Below are 16806 nucleotides of genomic sequence, written 5' to 3'. Positions count from 1 at the left end.
CTGGTGGCGCTGTGGATCCTGAAACAAGTTCAGGATGACGATGGAAAAGGGACGAGCGATTCCCCTATCTCTCAAACAACGCTAAAGCCCCCCGATGACTCCCGTGCTCAACGTCCATCGTTCGATCCTCGGCCAAGCATGGCGCTGGCGGGGGTTGGCGGCGGATGCGCGCGACCCCAGCTTCGCGCCCGACGATCTGGTCACCCAGCTGCTGCTGACGCGCGGCTGCCCGCGCGAGGAGCTGGAGGCGCATCGCAACCCCAGCATCCGCGCCTTCATGCCCGACCCATCGATCTTCCGCGACATGGACCGCGCCGCCGAACGCGTCGCCGATGCGGTGCAGCGCGGCGAGCAGGTCACGGTGTTCGGCGATTACGACGTCGACGGCGCGACCTCCGCCGCGCTGCTGATCCGCCTGCTCCGCGATCTCGGCCTCGATCCCAAAGCCTATATCCCCGACCGGCTGATGGAGGGCTATGGCCCTTCGGGCGAGGCGCTGGTGCAACTGAAGCGCGACGGCGCCGACCTGATCGTGACCGTCGATTGCGGTGCGATGGCCTATGACGCGCTGGCCGAGGCCAAGGCGGTCGGCGCGGAGGTGATCGTCGTCGACCACCATAAATGCGCCTCCGAACTCCCGGTCGCACTGGCGCTGGTCAACCCCAACCGGCTCGACGAGGATGAGGGGGCAGCGCACGGCCATCTCGCCGCGGTCGGCGTCGCCTGGCTGCTCGGCGCGGCTTTGGTCCGCGTGCTGCGCGGGCGCGGCTTCTTCGCTAACCGGGCCGAGCCGCGCCTGCTCGACCTGCTCGACCTGGTCGCGCTCGGCACCGTCGCCGATGTCGCGCAGCTGAAGGGCCTCAACCGCGCCTTCGTCGCGCAGGGGCTCAAGGTGATGGGCCAGCGCCGCAATATCGGCATGAACGCGCTGATCGAGGCGAGCCGCCTGACCCGCGCGCCGACCTGCACCGATCTCGGCTTCGCGCTCGGCCCGCGCATCAACGCCGGCGGACGCGTCGGCAAGTCGGACCTGGGCGTGCGCCTGCTGACCACCGAGGATGCCGACGAAGCGCGCACCATCGCCGAAGAGCTGAACCGCCTCAACGAGGAACGCCGCGCGATCGAGGCTGAGGTCCAGCAATCCGCCGAAGCGATGGAGCCCGAAGGTGCGGTCGCGGTCGTCGCCGCACGCGGCTGGCACCCCGGGGTGATCGGCATCGTCGCCGGCCGGCTCAAGGAAAAGCATGGTCGCCCGGCAATCGTCATCGCGATCGGCGAGGACGGGATCGGCAAGGGCTCCGGCCGCTCGATTTCGGGCGTCGATCTCGGCGCGGCGATCATCGCGGCCAAGGAGGCCGGGCTGCTGATCGCTGGCGGCGGCCATGCGATGGCGGCGGGCGTCACCGTTGCCGAGGACCAGATTCCGGCATTCGTCGCCTTCCTCAACGCCAAGCTCGCCGATGCGGTCGAGCGGGCATCGGGCGATCGCGCGCTATTGCTCGATGCAGTGCTGGCACCGGGCGGGGTCAATCCCGACCTCGTCACCGCGATGGAGGCGGGCGGCCCCTATGGCATGGGCTGGCCCGCGCCGCGCGTCGTCGCCGGGCCGGTGCGCCTGATCAAGTGCGACGTGGTCGGCAACGGCCATGTCCGTGCGATCGTCGCGGGAGATGACGGACGCAGCATCAAGGCGATGGCCTTCCGCGCCGCCGACACCCCGCTCGGCCTCGCCCTGCTCGGCGCACCGCGCGATCGCAGGCTTTGGATCGCGGGCCGCGCGAAGATCGACGACTGGGGTCCGCGTCCGGCCGCCGAAATCCATCTCGACGATGCAGCCTGGGCGGAGTGAAGCGCGAAGCCATCAGCTTCGCCCGCGCCTCAGCCCTTGCCGACGCCAACGAGCGTAAAGCCCGCAGCCTCCGCTTCCTTGGCTGGATAGATGTTGCGCAGGTCGACCAACAGCGGCTGGCTTAGCTCGCTCTTCATCCGCTTGAGGTCGAGCGCCCGGAACTCGTCCCATTCGGTCACGATGACCAGCGCATCGGCACCCTGCGCCGCCGCATAGGGGCCGTCGGTGAACTCGACATCCTTGAGCAGCGGCCGGGCCTGTTCGACGCCCTCAGGGTCATAGGCGCGGATCGTGGCCCCCGCGTCCTGCAACGTCTGGATCACCGCGATCGACGGCGCATCGCGCATATCGTCGGTATTCGGCTTGAAGGTCAGGCCAAGGATCGCGACCGTCTTGCCGCGCACGTCGCCCCCCCATTGCCTTGATCACCTTGCGGCCCATCGCCCGCTTGCGATGATCGTTGACCTGGACCGTCGCCTCGACGATCCGCAGCGGCGTCTCGTTATCGTCGGCGGTCTTGAGCAGCGCCAGCGTGTCCTTGGGGAAGCACGACCCGCCATAGCCCGGACCGGCATTCAGGAACTTGCGCCCGATGCGATTGTCCATGCCGATGCCGCGCGACACCTCCTGCACGTCCGCGCCGACCTGTTCGCACAGGTCCGCGATTTCGTTGATGAAGGTGATCTTGACCGCCAGAAAGGCGTTGGCGGCGTATTTGATCAACTCGGCGGTGCGGCGGCCGGTGAACATGACAGGTGCCGACTGGTTGAGCGAAAGCGGACGATAAATGCCGCGCATCACATCGCTGGCGCTCTCGTCTTCGCTGCCGACCACGACGCGATCGGGACGCTTGAAGTCCTCGATCGCGGCGCCTTCGCGCAGAAATTCCGGGTTGGATACGACGCGGATCCCCTTGTCGGGGGCGATGCGCGCGACGATCCGCTCGATCTCGTCGCCGGTACCGACCGGCACGGTCGACTTTGTGACGATCACGGTCGGGCCATCGGCGGCGGCGGCGATCTCCTCGGCCGCTGCATAGACATAGGACAGGTCGGCATGGCCATCGCCGCGCCGGCTCGGCGTGCCGACCGCAATGAACACCGCGTCCGCGCCCTTGACGCCCTCCGCGATATCGGTGGTGAAGGACAGCCGCCCGCCCTTGACGTTCGACGCGACCAGTTCGGCCAGCCCCGGCTCATAGATCGGCATCACATTCTGATGCAGCAGCCCGATCTTGCGCGCGTCCTTGTCGACGCAGACGACATCATGACCGAAGTCGGAAAAGCAGGCGCCCGACACCAAGCCAACATACCCCGTGCCGATCATCGCGATGCGCATCGAACAAACCTCCGAAACGATTTTCAATCCGCGCACGAACAGCGCGACAGGGCACAATTGCCGCCATCGCGCTATGGCCGTTTTGCGGGTCCGTCTACCGGAATTTCGCCAGATCAGGCGAGGTTGACGTCGAGTCTGCGGCCGCGACGCGCCGACCAGACACGGCTCCAGCGATAAACTTGAAACCCGTCGCTTACCCTCTTGACCCGGCAAAGCACTGCGCCTAACGGACGCCCTCGCCTCACGGCCCCTTCGTCTAGCGGTTAGGACGCGGCCCTTTCACGGCTGAAACACGGGTTCGATTCCCGTAGGGGTCACCATCCGCAGGCTTTGCGGATTTCAGGCTTTCCGCCAATTTGGCGCATACCCCGACAGCAGCTCGATTTAGCCCCGGTGACGTGAACCGGCGCGCTCTCTGGCGACATGCCGAGCACTCATCACCTCACTATTCGTCAGACGGTATTCCAGCGGACGGTGGAGCCGCCAGAGCGGGCGTGGGTCGGCGCCGTCAAAAGCGCCATCCCAGCTTTGCCGACGCGCTCTGTTCCTCCACGCCCTCAGCGAAGCGTCCGGTATATTCGAGACGCAGGATCGCACCCAACATCCCCGTCACCTCCACGCCTCCGCTAAAATTATAGAGCGGGCCATTTAACTCTGCGGATGCGGCGAATGGAGCGATTCCGCCGGGAGCGCCCGCAAGCGCGGCGGAAATGCTCAGTTGGGCCTTTTCGAAGAGGGTGGCACCGACCGAAATGAGGGGACGAATGCGCGCCTTGCCGATGTCGAGCGTCATACCCGCCTCTATTGCCGGGGTGAAGGCGAAGAGCGATTCCGATTGTCTCGGCAGGACCAGCGACAGCGCCCCGGAACCTGCCTCAGTAATCGGGCCATTGCGGACCAAGCTCAGGTCGAAGTCGGCGCGTGGCGCGATCGTCACGCTGCCGAACGAGAGGCCATAGGCGACCCTGGCCCGGAGAGTATAGGTATCGAACTTGCCCGAGCTCGAAGAGATGGCGGGAACTGTCGCCGACACGATCCTGGCAGTGGTCGCCTGACCCAGCGCTGCGGCGACGGTGAAGGAGCCGACAAAGCGGCCGGTCATGTATTTTGCCGTTCCCGCGAGCAGTGTCCGCTCAATCGCGCCAGTGGCCCGGTTGGGCTGAACGAAGTCCCCGGTCTCGTACCCGCCCGCTGCGCCGAGCACCCAATTGTCACCCAGCTTGAACTGGACGCCCCCACTCACGCTCTGCGCGTCTTCGCGAAAGCCGACGGTGGCGGGCGTTGCGTCCGCGGCAAAGTTGCGGTCGTTGCCGAGGATCCAGGCGCAACTCGCCTCGCGCAGCGGCGTGTCATTGGAGCTGTCACGACAACTCAGCACCGCGTCGGCGAACTGTGCGGTTGCGCGCACACCCAGCCAGCGCTGGGCAGCATAAGGCTCGGGCGTCAGGGTCTCGAGGGCGGCCTTGTAGTCGGCTGGCACGGTCATGTTGGCGAGCGGCGTCAGCAGCATGCTGAGACCTGCGCCATTGGTGATCGCGGCGGCGTCAAGGTGCCCGCCCAATGCCTGTTCATCGGCGTTGAGCCCGGCCGGGTTGGTGCCGCGCAACCCGAAATCGAATCGCGCGTCGAGAACCACATTCTGTCCTATGGCGCTCGCCGACCAGTCGACTGCCAGCGTATCGCGGACCGACACGCCGGCGACGCTTGCGCTTGATCCAGTGAGGATCGTCACGGGTGCCCAGGCACCGGCAAAGGCGTCGACCGTCGGGCGAACCTGGCCCGATATCGCCACCGCCCCCCGTCGCGGCGATTCGGTCCGATGCCCCGCCGATCCGGATATCCAGATCGAGCGCGCCGCCCGTTGTCTGCGTATATCCGCCGGTGAGCGTGGTGGTCTGGATCAGGCCATAGCCACCCGGCGCAATCGTCCCGGCATTGGAGAGCGTGCCGCCCCTGAGCGTCACGTGGCTGCCGGGGAGAAAAAGCCCGCCCATCAGATTGGCGAAATCGCTGCGCACGCCCTCGCCTGCCAGCACATTGCCGATGACAGTACCAGCGTTTGAGATCGTCGTCCGCGCAAAGCCGGCATCGTCGGTCACGCGGATCGCAACGCCGCTCTGGGCCGAAACGCTGGCACCCGGGCCGATGGTGATCGTGTTGAGATTGCCATTGGCGACCCGGATCCCTGCCCCGTCTCCGCCGCCACCGCGATAGTCGCCACCGGCGACCCTGACCGAAACATCGCCGCCAGCCTGGCGCTTTCCAGCGTCGGGCATGCCTGCGACGCTCTGCGCCCAGATCGCGCTGGCATTGTTGCCGGTCGCGCTGATCCCGCCGCTGTGCGTTACATCGACGATGCCGGCAGTCCCGAAGTTGCCGACGCTGCCAAAGATCAGATCGGCAACGCCGGAGATTTGCGGGTTCTCGCCGGGCGGCACGCCCGTGAAATCGGCGAGCAGAATCGAGCCGTGGATGCCGCCCCCCGCCGCCAACGCTCTGGGCAAATATGCCGTGCGCGCCGGCGCCAGTCGTGACGATCGCGCCCATGCCGTCGACGATCACGTCACCGCCATTGCCACCCTTGCCGTTCATCCCGTCGACCTGGACGAAGCCCGCCCACACTGCGGGCACCAGTTGCTGGCCGAGCACGCTGAGCGGCAGCGTGGTGACATCGCCGCCGATGCCGCCGCCTCCGCCCACGCTTTGCGCAAGCACGCCATAGGCGCCTGCGCCCGAGGTCATGATCGTGCCGTTAAAGGCAACCAGGACCGCGCCTCCATCGCCCTCGCCCGTGCCGTCGCCCGCGACGCTGATCTTGCCCATGATGTTGTTGCTGGCATCGCCGCCAAAGCCGCCGCCGCCGCCCACGCTCTGTGCGAAGATCGCATGCGCGGTCTTGCCGTGCGTGACGAGGGTGCCTGCATGATCGACCATCACCGCATTGCCGTCGCCATTGGCACCGCCCGTGCCGCCGATGCTGAGGTTGATCGAACCGAAGCCGCCGACCCCCGAGCCGTCGCCGCCCTGACCGCCAGTCAGGTCCGCTCCCGTATCGGCAAAGCCGCCGCCCCCACCGACGCTTTGCGCCATGATCGCGAACGCGTTGCCACCATAGGTGACGATGCTGCCGGTGTTGATCACCGTGACCGCGCCGCCGTTGCCCGACGCGCCGCCCTCACCGCCGACCCCGACCGAAGCGCCGAACGCGGCGGTCAGCGGAATTCCGGTCGCATCCGAAAAGCCGAGGCCCCCCGATCCGCCGCCACCGCCTACACTCTGCGCGAGAATGCCGTGCGAACCATAGAGATCGGTCATCAGCGCACCGCTGTTGACCACTTCCACGGTGCCGCCATTCCCGGCCGCACCGCCCGCGCCGCCGACGCCGACCGCGATCTGGATTGCCCGCCCCTTGGCGAAGGTGGGCGTGGCGGTCTTGAAGACTCTGGCACCGGTCTTGAGCGCGAACTTGGCCAGCATCCCGGCGCGCGCATTGAGCTGGGTCGCCGATGCGTCGCCCAGCCCCCCCTTCGCCGCCGCCGCCACCCACACTCTGGGCGAAGATCGCATGCGCGCGCGCGCCCAGCGTGGTGACCGCCGCCGTGTTGGTCACGTCAACCGATCCGCCATGGCCACCGGCACCGCCGCTACCCCCGACGGCCACGGTCAGCGCGATGCTGCTGCCGGTCACCGTGATCGCTGTCGCCGACGCCGAGGCATCGCCGCCCACGCCACCGCCTCCGCCCACGCTTTGTGCCTGAATGCCGTGACCCGCATCGCCATAGGCGTTGATCCGGCCATGGTTGCCGACCGTCACCAGCGACCCATTGCCGCCGCTACCGCCCGCACCGCCAACGGCGACCGAGGCGGAGAAGGATATTTTGGGACCACCACTGAGCGTATAGGCGACGGCCGATCCGCCCATACCGCCGCCGCCGCCGATGCTTTGTGCAAAAATGCCGCGGCTGTCGTCGCCGGCGACCGAGATCGCGCCCCAATTTTCGACCTCGACGCGCCCGCCGCTGCCGCCGCCATCGCCGCGACCGCCGACGGCAATGCCGATATCGACCACCGGAAACACAGTCGCGGTATAGCCCGAGCCGCCGGTGCCGCCGCCGCGACCGATGCTCTGCGCCACAATGCCGCTAGACCGGTCGAGATCGCCGGCGAGTGCGCCACGATTGCGCACGGTTACCAGTCCGCCATCCCCACCCGCCGATCCCGATCCGCCGACCGCGACCGTGAACAGGGCAAGTCCCTCGGTCGTGGCGTCGCCGCCATTGCCGCCGCCGCCGCCAATGCTCTGCGCCTGGATGATCGGCGAGTCATAACCTTTGGTCGCCAATGCGGCATGGTTGACGATCTCTACCCGGCCGCCATTGCCGCCATTGCCGCCGTCGCCGCCGATCGCGGCAGTCACCCCAACCGCGATACTGTCGGCATTGCCTGCGAAACCGCCACCGCCGCCGACGCTCTGCGCAAGCATCGCCGGCGCCTGATCGCCGGTCGTGACAATCGTACCGGTCGACTCGTTGGTGATCGTCACCGCACGCCCGTCGCCGCCTTCGCCGCCAAATCCCCCGATCGTCAGCCAGCCGGCCTGCGAACTTCCCGCGCCGCCGCCGCCGCCGATGCTCTGGGCGAGGATGCCGAGCGCGAGATCGCCGCCGGTGCGGATCGCCCCGCGATTGATGACCGTGACGGTGCCGCCATTGTTGCATCCCGCTGGCTGCAACAGACAGGCGAGCGTGCCATCGCCACCGCCACGCGCGCCGAACGCGACCAGTCCCGCCGCTCCGGCCGCCAGACCACCATCTCCCCCGATGCTTGACGCGAAGATGCCGTGGCCGCCATCGCCACCGGTGGTGATGGTGCCGCCATGAACGACGTCGATCCGCCCGCCGTCGCTGCCGCCCCCGCCACTGCCCCCGATAGCGATCACGCCGCCGCTGCTTCCACCATAGCCGCCGGAGCCGCCGACGCTCAGCGCCGAAATCCCCATCGCGTCCCTTCCGCTGGTGACGAGGGTGCCAAGGCTTTCAATGTCGATCGCGCCGCCGTCGCCCCCGGCACCGCCGCCCGCAGCATCGCCGAAAAAGCCGCTGGCGTTGCCACCAACGCCACCGCGAGCGCCGCGACTGAGCGCCGCGACTGCATGCGCCTCGATCCCCGCTGTAGTGATGCGTCCCCCGGTGCCGATCACTATTTCGATCGCGCCTCCGACACCGCCAGCACCCCCGGTGCCGCCAGTCGCAGCAGCGCCGGCACCAGCGCCCGCATTGCCGCCATCGCCGCCGATGCTCATGACCGCCAGCCCCGTCGCGCGGTTCCTGCAGTGACGATCGTGCCATTGATCGCCGCCGTCGCGCTGCCGCCGTCGCCGCCCCGGCCACCGTCACCGCCACGACCTTCGCCGAACACCGCGCTGCCGGTGCCCCCGGCACCCCCGCGGCCGCCCTGACTGGCGACGCGGCCGCCGGTCGCGTCGTTGCCGAGGGTCGTGATCGTACCCGAAAGCACAACGTCCACTGCCGCGCCGCCGCCGCCGGTGCCACCCGGCCCCGCTGCAGTCGAGAAAGCGCTGGACGTGTCGGAACCGTCGCCCCCTGCACCACCCCCGAAAAGGCATCGACACCATGCGCAAAGGCACCGGCGGTCTGAAGCGAACCGCTACTCGTGACCGACACCGCGCCGCCGGCGCCACCGCGCCCTCCGCCACGCGACGCCGCGACCCAGTCCGCGCCCGTCCCGCCGATGCTGATCGCATGGATCGCACGCGATTCAGCGCCCAGGGTCGTCACCGCGCCGGTGTTGACGATCGTGATGCGTCCGCCCGCTCCCGACAGCGGACCGAGGCCGCCGCCGCGCGCCGATTGAGCTCCACTCATGCCGCCAAGGCTCTCGACGAAGATACCCGACGTCGCGAACCCGTCGGTCGAGACCCTCGCGCCGGTCAAGAGGAGGACGTCGCCGCCCGCACCGCCACGCCCCGGATCCAGCGACGCCAGCAGTCCGGTCACACCGCTGTCGCCACCGCGCCCGCCATAGCTGCCGAGATGAACCCCGGCACCCAGATCGCCAATGGTCGTGAAACTGCCGGACAGGTTGATCGCGACCGAGCCGCCGTCGCCGCCGGCACCTCCGCGGCCACCGATCAGCGTGCCGGTCCCGCCCTTGCCCCCGCGCCCGCCACGACTGATCACATCGAGTGCCGGGGTGCCACCTGATGTCGAAATGTTCGCGGATATCGTTTCATCGACCGTCAGTCCCGCCGTACCGCCACCGCCCGGCACACCGGCGTCCGGGAAAGGTCCGGTCGTCGGTCCGTCCATCCCGTCAGCACTCGCGCCGCCACAGCTGAGTCCCACGCCGGCACGCACTGGGCAGCCGCACCCGCCGGCCCCAGCAGGACGAGAGCGGTCGCCGTACTTCCGAGAAGCGTCGCGATTCGACGAGTCATATATCCGTTCATTCTGTCCCCCGGATCTGCGGCGAATCCTGTCCGCGACTGATCCCGGCAAGGGTAGTCGGCGCAAAAGCGTGGCGGTTAGGCCACACGTCTCCGAGAATGTGCCCGACGTCTCACAGCCGTCGCGATGTCCGGAACCGGCACAGGAGGCAAATTAGCTCGTCTGGACAAGTTGTTACGATATCCCAACGACATTATCTGGTTTCTTTGCATGCGGGAGCGTTGCGCGCCGGGGCGGGACACGCGCGGCAACTTGTGACATCGTCTCACGCATGGCCTCAGTTGTTCATGCCGAACTGTCGACCGATGCCGTCCCGGAAGCGCAGCGGCTCGACTATTGGTTCTCGAATACGGGCGGTCGCATGGCTTGCACGCGCGCGAGCGCCGACGCGCCTGTCCATGCTCGTGTCACCGCGCTCGCCGCACCCGGCATCGAGTTCATGAACTATGAATCCCGCGGCTTCATCATGGACCGCACCAAACGGATGTGCGCGGCCGACGACCGGGATGAGATCAGCATCGGCCTGGTCGCGAGCCCGACCACCGGGGCAGTTCAGCATGGCCGCGAAATGAAGCTGCAGCGCGGCCAGCTCTACGTCATAGATTTCGGCCATCCGGTGAGCAGCGTCCTTCCCGATCATCAGGAAATGGCGATTTTTCTACCGAGAGCGGCGGTTCGCGCGGCGATTGGCGACGCCGTCGATGACCTTGGCGGGCATGCGCTGCGGACCAGCGGCATCGGCGGCCTGCTCGCCTCGCATATGCGCGCGCTCGCAGCCGAGGCGGCACGCCTCAGCGATGCGGAACGGGACGTTGCGATGCGGGTGATGGGTGAGCTCGCGCTTGCGGCGCTGAGCGCGCCCAAGGAGGTCGAGGACGAGCCCGAACCGTTCGCAAACGGGCTCTACGCCGCAGCACTTCGCGCCATTGAGCAGCATTGCGCGGATCACGAGTTCGATCCCGCGCGCCTTGCGCAGCTACTCGGCCTGTCGCGCGCTTCGCTTTACCGATTGTTCGGGCGGTATGAGGAAGGCGTCGCCGAAGCGATCTGGGCAGCCCGGCTGGAACACTCGCGCGCGCTCCTGCTGCATGACGCGACACTCTCGGTCACCGACGCGGCCTATCGCTCCGGATTTCTCGATCTGTCCAGCTTTGCCCGGATGTACCGTCGCCGCTTCGGCCATTCGCCACGCGAGGCGCGCGACGCGGCCAGGTGAGCAGTGCTCACCTTACGAATACGCTTAGCGCTTCGACCTGCTCGTGATAGACGTCGATCACACTTTCTCTCGACAGGTATTATTTATCGAACCCCGCTTGATGTTGGCTTATGGTCTTATTGTTCTGATGGTACTGGCCGTTTTAGCGGTGGCGCTTCACCTGCGGCGCAACACCTACACCAATCGAACTGCACGCGACCGTAAGCGTGACAAGATCCGCCGTGAGAAGAGGGGTGCCGAATAGCCGCAGAGAGCGAACTGAATGCAGCACCCAGCAGCGCGCGCCGCTACAGCAGGCCATCTTTTGCCCGAGTTCTATTTCTCTGCATAAAGCTTCGCAGTTCGGCAAGCGGTATCAAGTTCAGTCGGCCCACTTTCACTGCATTGATGTCGCCCTGCCTTATTAGCCGATAGAGCAGGGACGGCGCCATGCCGGTAAGCGTGGACGCTTCGTCGACACGGATACTGATCGGTTGCATTTTTTGGTCGATCATGAGGCCAATTCCTTTGGTCATGGGTGAACTGATACTCCACATTTAATCTCATCTGGTTTGCCCGGGCACCAGTATCTCGCGAGGGCACCAGAGGGCCTCCTGGAGGCATCTCAGGCGGCTCGGGTCGATTCTTGCAGCAAGGCAGATTATTCGTTTCGGCGCGCGCGGATCGACGATGTGAGAGCAGGCAGTGTTTGTTTGGCTGTCAGCCTGCCTCGGCTGCACTCAGAGCAGCAAGGCGCTCCGTGCAAAGCGCGCCTACAAGATTGCTCAGTTTCCCGACCGAGCGTGCCAGCGCATCGAGATCTTCGCGCGTAATCGCGTAGCTCGCCGAATAGCGCGCCTCGACATAGGCGCGTTTCAACCGCTCGAACCGCGCGCGGTCGGCCTTCGTTGCGCGCGGCCAAGCATCGACCAAACGCGGGTCCTTGTCCTCGGCGAGCGAGCGCAGAAACTTGATGTTGTGCGAGCGCGGGAAATACAGCGTCTGCACAAGCAGGAAGCAGATGTAATAGTGCTCGGTGGCCTGATGCAGCAGGAACGCCGCTTTGTTAGCTAACCCCTCCTGCTGGGCGTATCGCGCAAGCTTTAGAAATTCGTCGGCGCTCTCGTGCCATCGTTCACAATACTCGCTCGCCATGCGATGCGCGTCGGCAGCGGTAAGCGGCTTGGGCATTGCCAGTGAATGGCCCGGCAGCTCGTAAAGCGCGATGCCGTCGCGCGCGATGTCGATCCAGAAATACTCGCCGCGCGAGAGGCTGCGGTTCACCTCGTCTAGCGCATGGACGATGATGTTCACCGGGCGTGCGATGCTGGAATCGCGCGCGATCCTGTCCTCGGCGACGTACCAATAGTCCGCGATATCGGTGAGGTCAGCATGGCTGACGACGATCAGCAGATCGAAGTCGGACTGATAGCCATTGTCGGGTTCGTCGACCCAATCCTCGCGGGCATAGCTGCCGAACAGGATGATCTTGAGCACTTTGCCATTGCGTTTGTGCGCGGCGGTTGCAGAACCGATCGCCCTGTCGAATTCCTCGAGCAGGATAGCGCGCACGCGCTCGAGTTCGCGCTGCTGGCGCTCTGGAAGATGATCGGTCTCGGACCTCATTTTAGGTGCCTATCACATCAGTGATTCGGCTGCGAGATGGCGCGCCTTGCGCAGCTGCTCGGCCTGTCGCGCGCTTCGCTTTACCGATTGTTCGGGCGGTATCAGGAAGGCGTCGCCGAAGCGATCCGGGCAGCCCGGCTGGAACACTCGCGCGCGCTCCTGCTGCATGACGCGACACTCTCGGTCACCGACGCGGCCTATCGCTCCGGATTTCTCGATCTGTCCAGCTTTGCCCGGATGTACCGTCGCCGCTTCGGCCATTCGCCACGCGAGGCGCGCAACGCGGTTCGCTGACCCGGGTTCGCCCAACGGCGGCGGCGGACCTGCAGACGCGCCGCCGCGCGGCCCTCACACGAAGCGATTGATGAGATTCTCGAGCCGCTCCTGCTTGCCCGACTTGTGCTTGGGATCGAGGTTGGCGCTCACCGCATGGTCGGCGATGTCGGACAGGCTGGTGCCGTCGCGGTGGATCATCTGGCCCAGCTCACCGTCCCAACCGGCATAGCGCTGCTTCTTGAACGCATCGATGCGCCCGTCGGCGATGATCCGCTCGGCATTGAGCAGCGCCGCCGCGACGACATCGACCCCGCCGATATGGCCGTGCAACAGATCCTCGGCATCGACCGACTGGCGACGCACCTTGGCGTCGAAGTTGAACCCGCCGGTGGTGAACCCGCCCGCGCGCACGATCTCCAGCATCGCCAGTGTCGTTTCCTCGACCGAATTGGGGAATTGGTCGGTGTCCCAGCCATTCTGATGGTCGCCGCGATTGGCGTCGATCGACCCGAATATGCCGAACGCCGCCGCCGTCGCGATCTCATGCTCGAACGTGTGGCCCGACAGCGTGGCGTGGTTCGCCTCGATGTTCACGCACACTTCCTTCTCCAGGCCGTAGCGCTTGAGGAAGCCGTACACGGTCGCCAGAATCAAAGTCGTACTGATGCTTGGTCGGCTCGTGCGGCTTCGGCTCGATCAGGATCGTGCCGGTGAAGCCGATCTTGTGCTTGTGCTCGACGACGAGGGCGAGGAACCGCCCGAAATTGTCGAGTTCGCGCTTGAGATCGGTGTTGGTCAGCGTCTCATAGCCCTCGCGACCGCCCCACAGCACATAGTTGGCGCCACCCAGCCGCTTGGTCGCATCGAGCGCCGAGCGGACCTGCAGCGCGGCCCAAGCATAGACTTCCGGATCGGGGCTGGTCGCCGCACCCGCCGCATAGCGCGGGTCGGAGAACAGGTTTGCAGTACCCCACAGCAGCTTGCGCCCGGTCTGGCCCTGCAACGTTTCGAGATGATCGACCGCAGTGGCGAAATTGCGCTGATAGGACGCAACGTCGGTCGCGGGCTCCATCACATCGACATCGTGGAAACAGTAAAAGGGCAGGTCGAGCTTCTGGACGAAGCCCAGCGCCGTCTCACGCTTCTGCGCCGCCGCCTGCGTCGGATCGGGATTGGCGAGCCAGGGGCGCTGAAACGTGCCCGCGCCGAACACGTCGGAACCCGGCCAGCAGAAGGTGTGCCACATGCACACGGCGAAGCGGAGATACTCCTCCATCGTCTTGCCGAACACGACGCGATTCTTGTCGTAGAAGCGGTAGGCGAGCTCATTGTCGCTCTCCGGCCCCTCGAACGCGATCGTGGGGAAGTCGGCGAAATAGTCGGCGGCGGACATTTTAGTGACCTTTCTTGGGCGTGATGCGGGGATAGGCTTGGCGGAACAGCGTTTTGCGCGCGGCAAGACGCTCGATCAGATCGGCTTCGGGTTCGATGCGCTGCGACACCGGCGGCGCGGCGCAGACGCTGGCGGGATCGCCGCCGTCGACGGCGAGCTGGGCGAGCCGCGCGGCCCCCAGCGCTGGGCCGACCTCGCCACCCTTCAGATAGACCAGCGGCACTTCGAACGCGGCGGCGATGATCCGGCCCCAATAGCCCGAGCGCGCACCGCCGCCGATCACCGACAGCTGCGACACCTGCGTCCCCGCATCGCGCAGCGCGTCGAGCCCGTCGGCGAGCGCAAAGGCGACGCCCTCCAGCACCGCCTGCGCCAGCCGGTTCGGATCGGTGTCATTGTCGAGGCCGAGGAACGCGCCGCGCACCCGCGCATCGTTATGCGGCGTCCGCTCGCCCGAGAGATAGGGCAGGAAGAGCTCTTCCCCCGTCCCCGGCCCGGCGGCCTCGGCGCGCGCGAACAGGTCGGCGGCCCCCCGCAGCACCCGTCAGCCGCGCCACCCAGTCGATGCACGACGCGGCGGACAGGTGCACGCTCATCTGGTGCCACATGCCCGGCAGGCAGTGGCAAAAGGCGTGGACGGCGCGCGCCGGATTGGGGCGGAACTGGTCGGTCGCGACAAAGATCACGCCCGATGTGCCGAGCGACAGCAGCGCATCGCCGTCGCGCACCACGCCGACCCCGACCGCGCCTGCGGCATTGTCGCCGCCGCCCGCGACCACCGGCACCTGCGGCATGCCCCATAGTTCGGCGACTTCGGGACGCAGCGATCCGGTGACCTCGCTCCCCTCGTACAACTTCGGCATCGCCGCCTGCGACAGGCCGGTGGCGGACAGGATTTCGTCGCTCCAGTCGCGCCGGGCGACATCGACCCACAAGGTTCCCGCCGAATCCGACAGGTCCGACGCCTTGTCGCCGGTCATCATCAATCGGACATAGTCCTTGGGCAGCAGCACGGCGCGGACCTGCGCGAACAACTCCGGCTCATGCTTGCGCACCCACAGCAGTTTCGGCGCGGTGAAGCCGGGCATTGCGATATTGCCAGTGATCGCGCGCAGATCGGGGACCGCCGCCTCCAGCTCGTCGCACTCCAGGTCGCAGCGGCCGTCATTCCACAGGATCGCGGGGCGCAGCGGCTTGTCATCGCCGTCGAGCAGGGTCGCGCCGTGCATCTGCCCGGCAATCCCAACGCCACGGATCGACCGCCGGACCGCAGGATCGATCGCCTGCACCGCAGCGGTGGTCGCCAGCCACCAGGCGGCCGGATCCTGTTCCGACCAGCCCGGTTGCGGCCGCTGAACGGTGAGCGCGGCGGTGCCCTGCCCCCGCGACGGCGCCGGTCTCGTCCAGCGCCACCGCCTTCACGCCCGACGTGCCGATATCGATGCCGAGGAACATCAGGGCAGGAACGGGTCGATGGTGGGGATCGTGCCGTCGGGATTGAACTTGAGTTCGGTCACCTTGGCGCTGCGCAGATGGTTTTTCCCGCTGAGCTGGGTGTCATGGTAGAACAGCCACCATTTCCCGCCCCATTCGATGATCGAATGATGCGACGTCCAGCCCTGCACGGGCTTGAGGATATGCCCCTTGAAGGTGAACGGGCCATAGGGATTGTCGCCGATCGCGTAGTTCACGAAATGCGTGTCGCCGGTGGAATATGTGTAATAATATTTGCCGCCGCGCTTGAAGACCCAGGCGGCCTCGAAGAAGCGTCGGTCATGGTCACCGCCCAGCACCGGCTTGCCCTTTTCGTCCAGGATCACGGCGTCGCGCACCGGCTCCGCGAACGTTTTCATGTCGGGGTTCATCTTGACGACCTTGCCCGACAGCGCGGGCTTGTCGTCCTGCATCAGGTCGGTGTCGGACCCGTTGGGATTATAGACGCCGTCCTTCCAGCGCTGCAGCTGCCCACCCCAGATCCCGCCGAAATACATGTAGCTTGTGCCATCTTCGTCGGTGAAGACGGCAGGGTCGATCGAGAAGCTGCCGGGGATATAGTTCGGCTCCGGCGTGAACGGCCCCATCGGATTCTTCGAGGTGGCGACACCGATGCGGAATGCGCCGAGGCCGTTCTTGTCCTTGGACTTATCGCGCGCCGGGAAATAGAGATAATAGGTGCCGTTCTTGTACGCCGCGTCGGGCGCCCACATCTGCTGCGACGCCCAGGGCACGTCCTTCACGTCGAGCGCGACCGGGCCGATCGTCACGGGACCACCGATCCTGTCCATGCTCAGCACGCGATAGTCGCGCATCGCATATTGATTGCCCAGATCGTCGTCGGGCACGCCGGCATCGATATCGTGGCTGGGATAGACGTAGATCTTGCCATTGAAGACATGCGCCGAGGGGTCGGCGACGAAGATTTCGGTGACCAGTGGCTGTTCGCGATAGGCGCGACCATCGGGCGACTTGGCGACAACGGCATTGCCCGCAGGTTCGGCCTGGTTATCGGCGCTTCCGGTGCTGCACGCGGCAAGGCATGCGCCGAGCATCAGGACGGACAGGGTCACGCTTCGCTTCATCTCTCTCTCCTATGGGTCGCATTCGGGTGAGACCTCACCGTTCTGGTAGCGCTAACACCGATTCGGGCCAACAGGTTTTTTGT

11 protein-coding genes, 1 tRNA gene and 3 pseudogenes are annotated in these 16806 nt (G+C 66.4%); 5 read left to right on the top strand and 10 right to left on the bottom strand.

Going from position 1 to position 16806, the window contains the following annotated elements; all coding sequences use genetic code 11:
* The first annotated feature begins 94 nt into the window (after window positions 1–94).
* On the top strand, window positions 95–1849 hold the full coding sequence (gene recJ / locus LRS12_RS10580) for a single-stranded-DNA-specific exonuclease RecJ (RefSeq protein ID WP_257844543.1): 1755 nt from the start codon (window positions 95–97) through the stop codon (window positions 1847–1849).
* Between the two features lie 29 nt (window positions 1850–1878).
* Here recJ and LRS12_RS10575 read toward each other — a convergent pair.
* Window positions 1879–3187, bottom strand: a pseudogene (locus LRS12_RS10575) (UDP-glucose/GDP-mannose dehydrogenase family protein).
* A gap of 245 nt (window positions 3188–3432) precedes the next feature.
* Between LRS12_RS10575 and LRS12_RS10570 the strand changes: the two are divergent.
* Window positions 3433–3507 (top strand) — tRNA-Glu (locus LRS12_RS10570).
* Window positions 3508–3695: 188 nt separating this feature from the next.
* Here LRS12_RS10570 and LRS12_RS10565 read toward each other — a convergent pair.
* The 4 genes from LRS12_RS10565 to LRS12_RS10550 all read right to left on the bottom strand — a co-directional run bounded on the left by LRS12_RS10565 (window position 3696) and on the right by LRS12_RS10550 (window position 8713).
* Window positions 3696–4673: an autotransporter domain-containing protein gene (locus tag LRS12_RS10565; protein ID WP_257845486.1), complete on the bottom strand. Its 978-nt coding sequence runs from the start codon at window positions 4671–4673 to the stop codon at window positions 3696–3698.
* An 82-nt stretch (window positions 4674–4755) separates the two neighbouring features.
* On the bottom strand, window positions 4756–5679 hold the full coding sequence (locus LRS12_RS10560; RefSeq protein WP_257844542.1) for a hypothetical protein: 924 nt from the start codon (window positions 5677–5679) through the stop codon (window positions 4756–4758).
* A gap of 683 nt (window positions 5680–6362) precedes the next feature.
* Complete coding sequence (locus LRS12_RS10555; protein ID WP_257844541.1) at window positions 6363–8489, bottom strand: hypothetical protein; 2127 nt, start codon at window positions 8487–8489, stop codon at window positions 6363–6365.
* Window positions 8486–8713, bottom strand: coding sequence for a hypothetical protein (locus LRS12_RS10550; protein ID WP_257844540.1), 228 nt, complete (start codon window positions 8711–8713; stop codon window positions 8486–8488). The genes LRS12_RS10555 and LRS12_RS10550 overlap by 4 nt, the downstream gene beginning before the upstream one ends.
* 107 nt (window positions 8714–8820) lie before the next feature.
* Here LRS12_RS10550 and LRS12_RS10545 point away from each other — a divergent pair, with 107 nt between their 5' ends.
* Together LRS12_RS10545 and LRS12_RS10540 are read left to right on the top strand one after the other, a co-directional pair.
* Window positions 8821–9411: a hypothetical protein gene (locus LRS12_RS10545; RefSeq protein WP_257844539.1), complete on the top strand. Its 591-nt coding sequence runs from the start codon at window positions 8821–8823 to the stop codon at window positions 9409–9411.
* A 514-nt stretch (window positions 9412–9925) separates the two neighbouring features.
* Entirely contained in the window at window positions 9926–10870 is a 945-nt protein-coding gene (locus LRS12_RS10540; protein ID WP_257844538.1) for an AraC family transcriptional regulator, read from the top strand.
* A gap of 287 nt (window positions 10871–11157) precedes the next feature.
* Here the strand turns inward: LRS12_RS10540 and LRS12_RS10535 are convergent, their stop codons facing one another.
* Window positions 11158–11364: a helix-turn-helix domain-containing protein gene (locus tag LRS12_RS10535; RefSeq protein WP_257844537.1), complete on the bottom strand. Its 207-nt coding sequence runs from the start codon at window positions 11362–11364 to the stop codon at window positions 11158–11160.
* A 205-nt stretch (window positions 11365–11569) separates the two neighbouring features.
* On the bottom strand, window positions 11570–12475 hold the full coding sequence (locus tag LRS12_RS10530; RefSeq protein ID WP_257844536.1) for a HEPN domain-containing protein: 906 nt from the start codon (window positions 12473–12475) through the stop codon (window positions 11570–11572).
* A gap of 36 nt (window positions 12476–12511) precedes the next feature.
* Between LRS12_RS10530 and LRS12_RS10525 the strand changes: the two genes are divergently transcribed.
* Entirely contained in the window at window positions 12512–12769 is a 258-nt protein-coding gene (locus LRS12_RS10525; RefSeq protein ID WP_257844535.1) for a helix-turn-helix domain-containing protein, read from the top strand.
* Window positions 12770–12823: 54 nt separating this feature from the next.
* Here the strand turns inward: LRS12_RS10525 and xylA are convergent.
* From xylA to LRS12_RS10510, 3 genes and pseudogenes are all read right to left on the bottom strand, one after another.
* Window positions 12824–14144, bottom strand: a pseudogene (gene xylA, locus LRS12_RS10520) (xylose isomerase).
* 1 nt (window position 14145) lies between these two features.
* Window positions 14146–15599 (bottom strand): annotated as a pseudogene (xylB, locus tag LRS12_RS10515) (xylulokinase).
* Window positions 15599–16723, bottom strand: a complete 1125-nt coding sequence (locus LRS12_RS10510; protein ID WP_257844534.1) for a glycoside hydrolase family 43 protein — start codon at window positions 16721–16723, stop codon at window positions 15599–15601. Before LRS12_RS10510 ends, xylB begins: the two are co-directional and overlap by 1 nt.
* Window positions 16724–16806: the final 83 nt, after the last annotated feature.

This window comes from Sphingomonas sp. J344, assembly GCF_024700005.1.
Taxonomy (GTDB): Bacteria; Pseudomonadota; Alphaproteobacteria; order Sphingomonadales; family Sphingomonadaceae; genus Sphingomonas.
This window is presented reverse-complemented; position numbering and strand designations above follow the sequence as displayed.

Excerpts from the sequence above, each read along its gene's own strand:
- recJ (WP_257844543.1), top strand. The coding sequence starts at position 95 with ATGACTCCCGTGCTCAACGTCCATCGTTCGATCCTCGGCCAAGCATGG.
- LRS12_RS10565 (WP_257845486.1), bottom strand. The coding sequence starts at position 4,673 with ATGACCGTGCCAGCCGACTACAAGGCCGCCCTCGAGACCCTGACGCCC.
- LRS12_RS10555 (WP_257844541.1), bottom strand. The coding sequence starts at position 8,489 with ATGAGCATCGGCGGCGATGGCGGCAATGCGGGCGCTGGTGCCGGCGCT.
- LRS12_RS10545 (WP_257844539.1), top strand. The coding sequence starts at position 8,821 with ATGCGCAAAGGCACCGGCGGTCTGAAGCGAACCGCTACTCGTGACCGA.
- LRS12_RS10540 (WP_257844538.1), top strand. The coding sequence starts at position 9,926 with ATGGCCTCAGTTGTTCATGCCGAACTGTCGACCGATGCCGTCCCGGAA.
- LRS12_RS10535 (WP_257844537.1), bottom strand. The coding sequence starts at position 11,364 with ATGATCGACCAAAAAATGCAACCGATCAGTATCCGTGTCGACGAAGCG.
- LRS12_RS10530 (WP_257844536.1), bottom strand. The coding sequence starts at position 12,475 with ATGAGGTCCGAGACCGATCATCTTCCAGAGCGCCAGCAGCGCGAACTC.
- LRS12_RS10525 (WP_257844535.1), top strand. The coding sequence starts at position 12,512 with ATGGCGCGCCTTGCGCAGCTGCTCGGCCTGTCGCGCGCTTCGCTTTAC.
- LRS12_RS10510 (WP_257844534.1), bottom strand. The coding sequence starts at position 16,723 with ATGAAGCGAAGCGTGACCCTGTCCGTCCTGATGCTCGGCGCATGCCTT.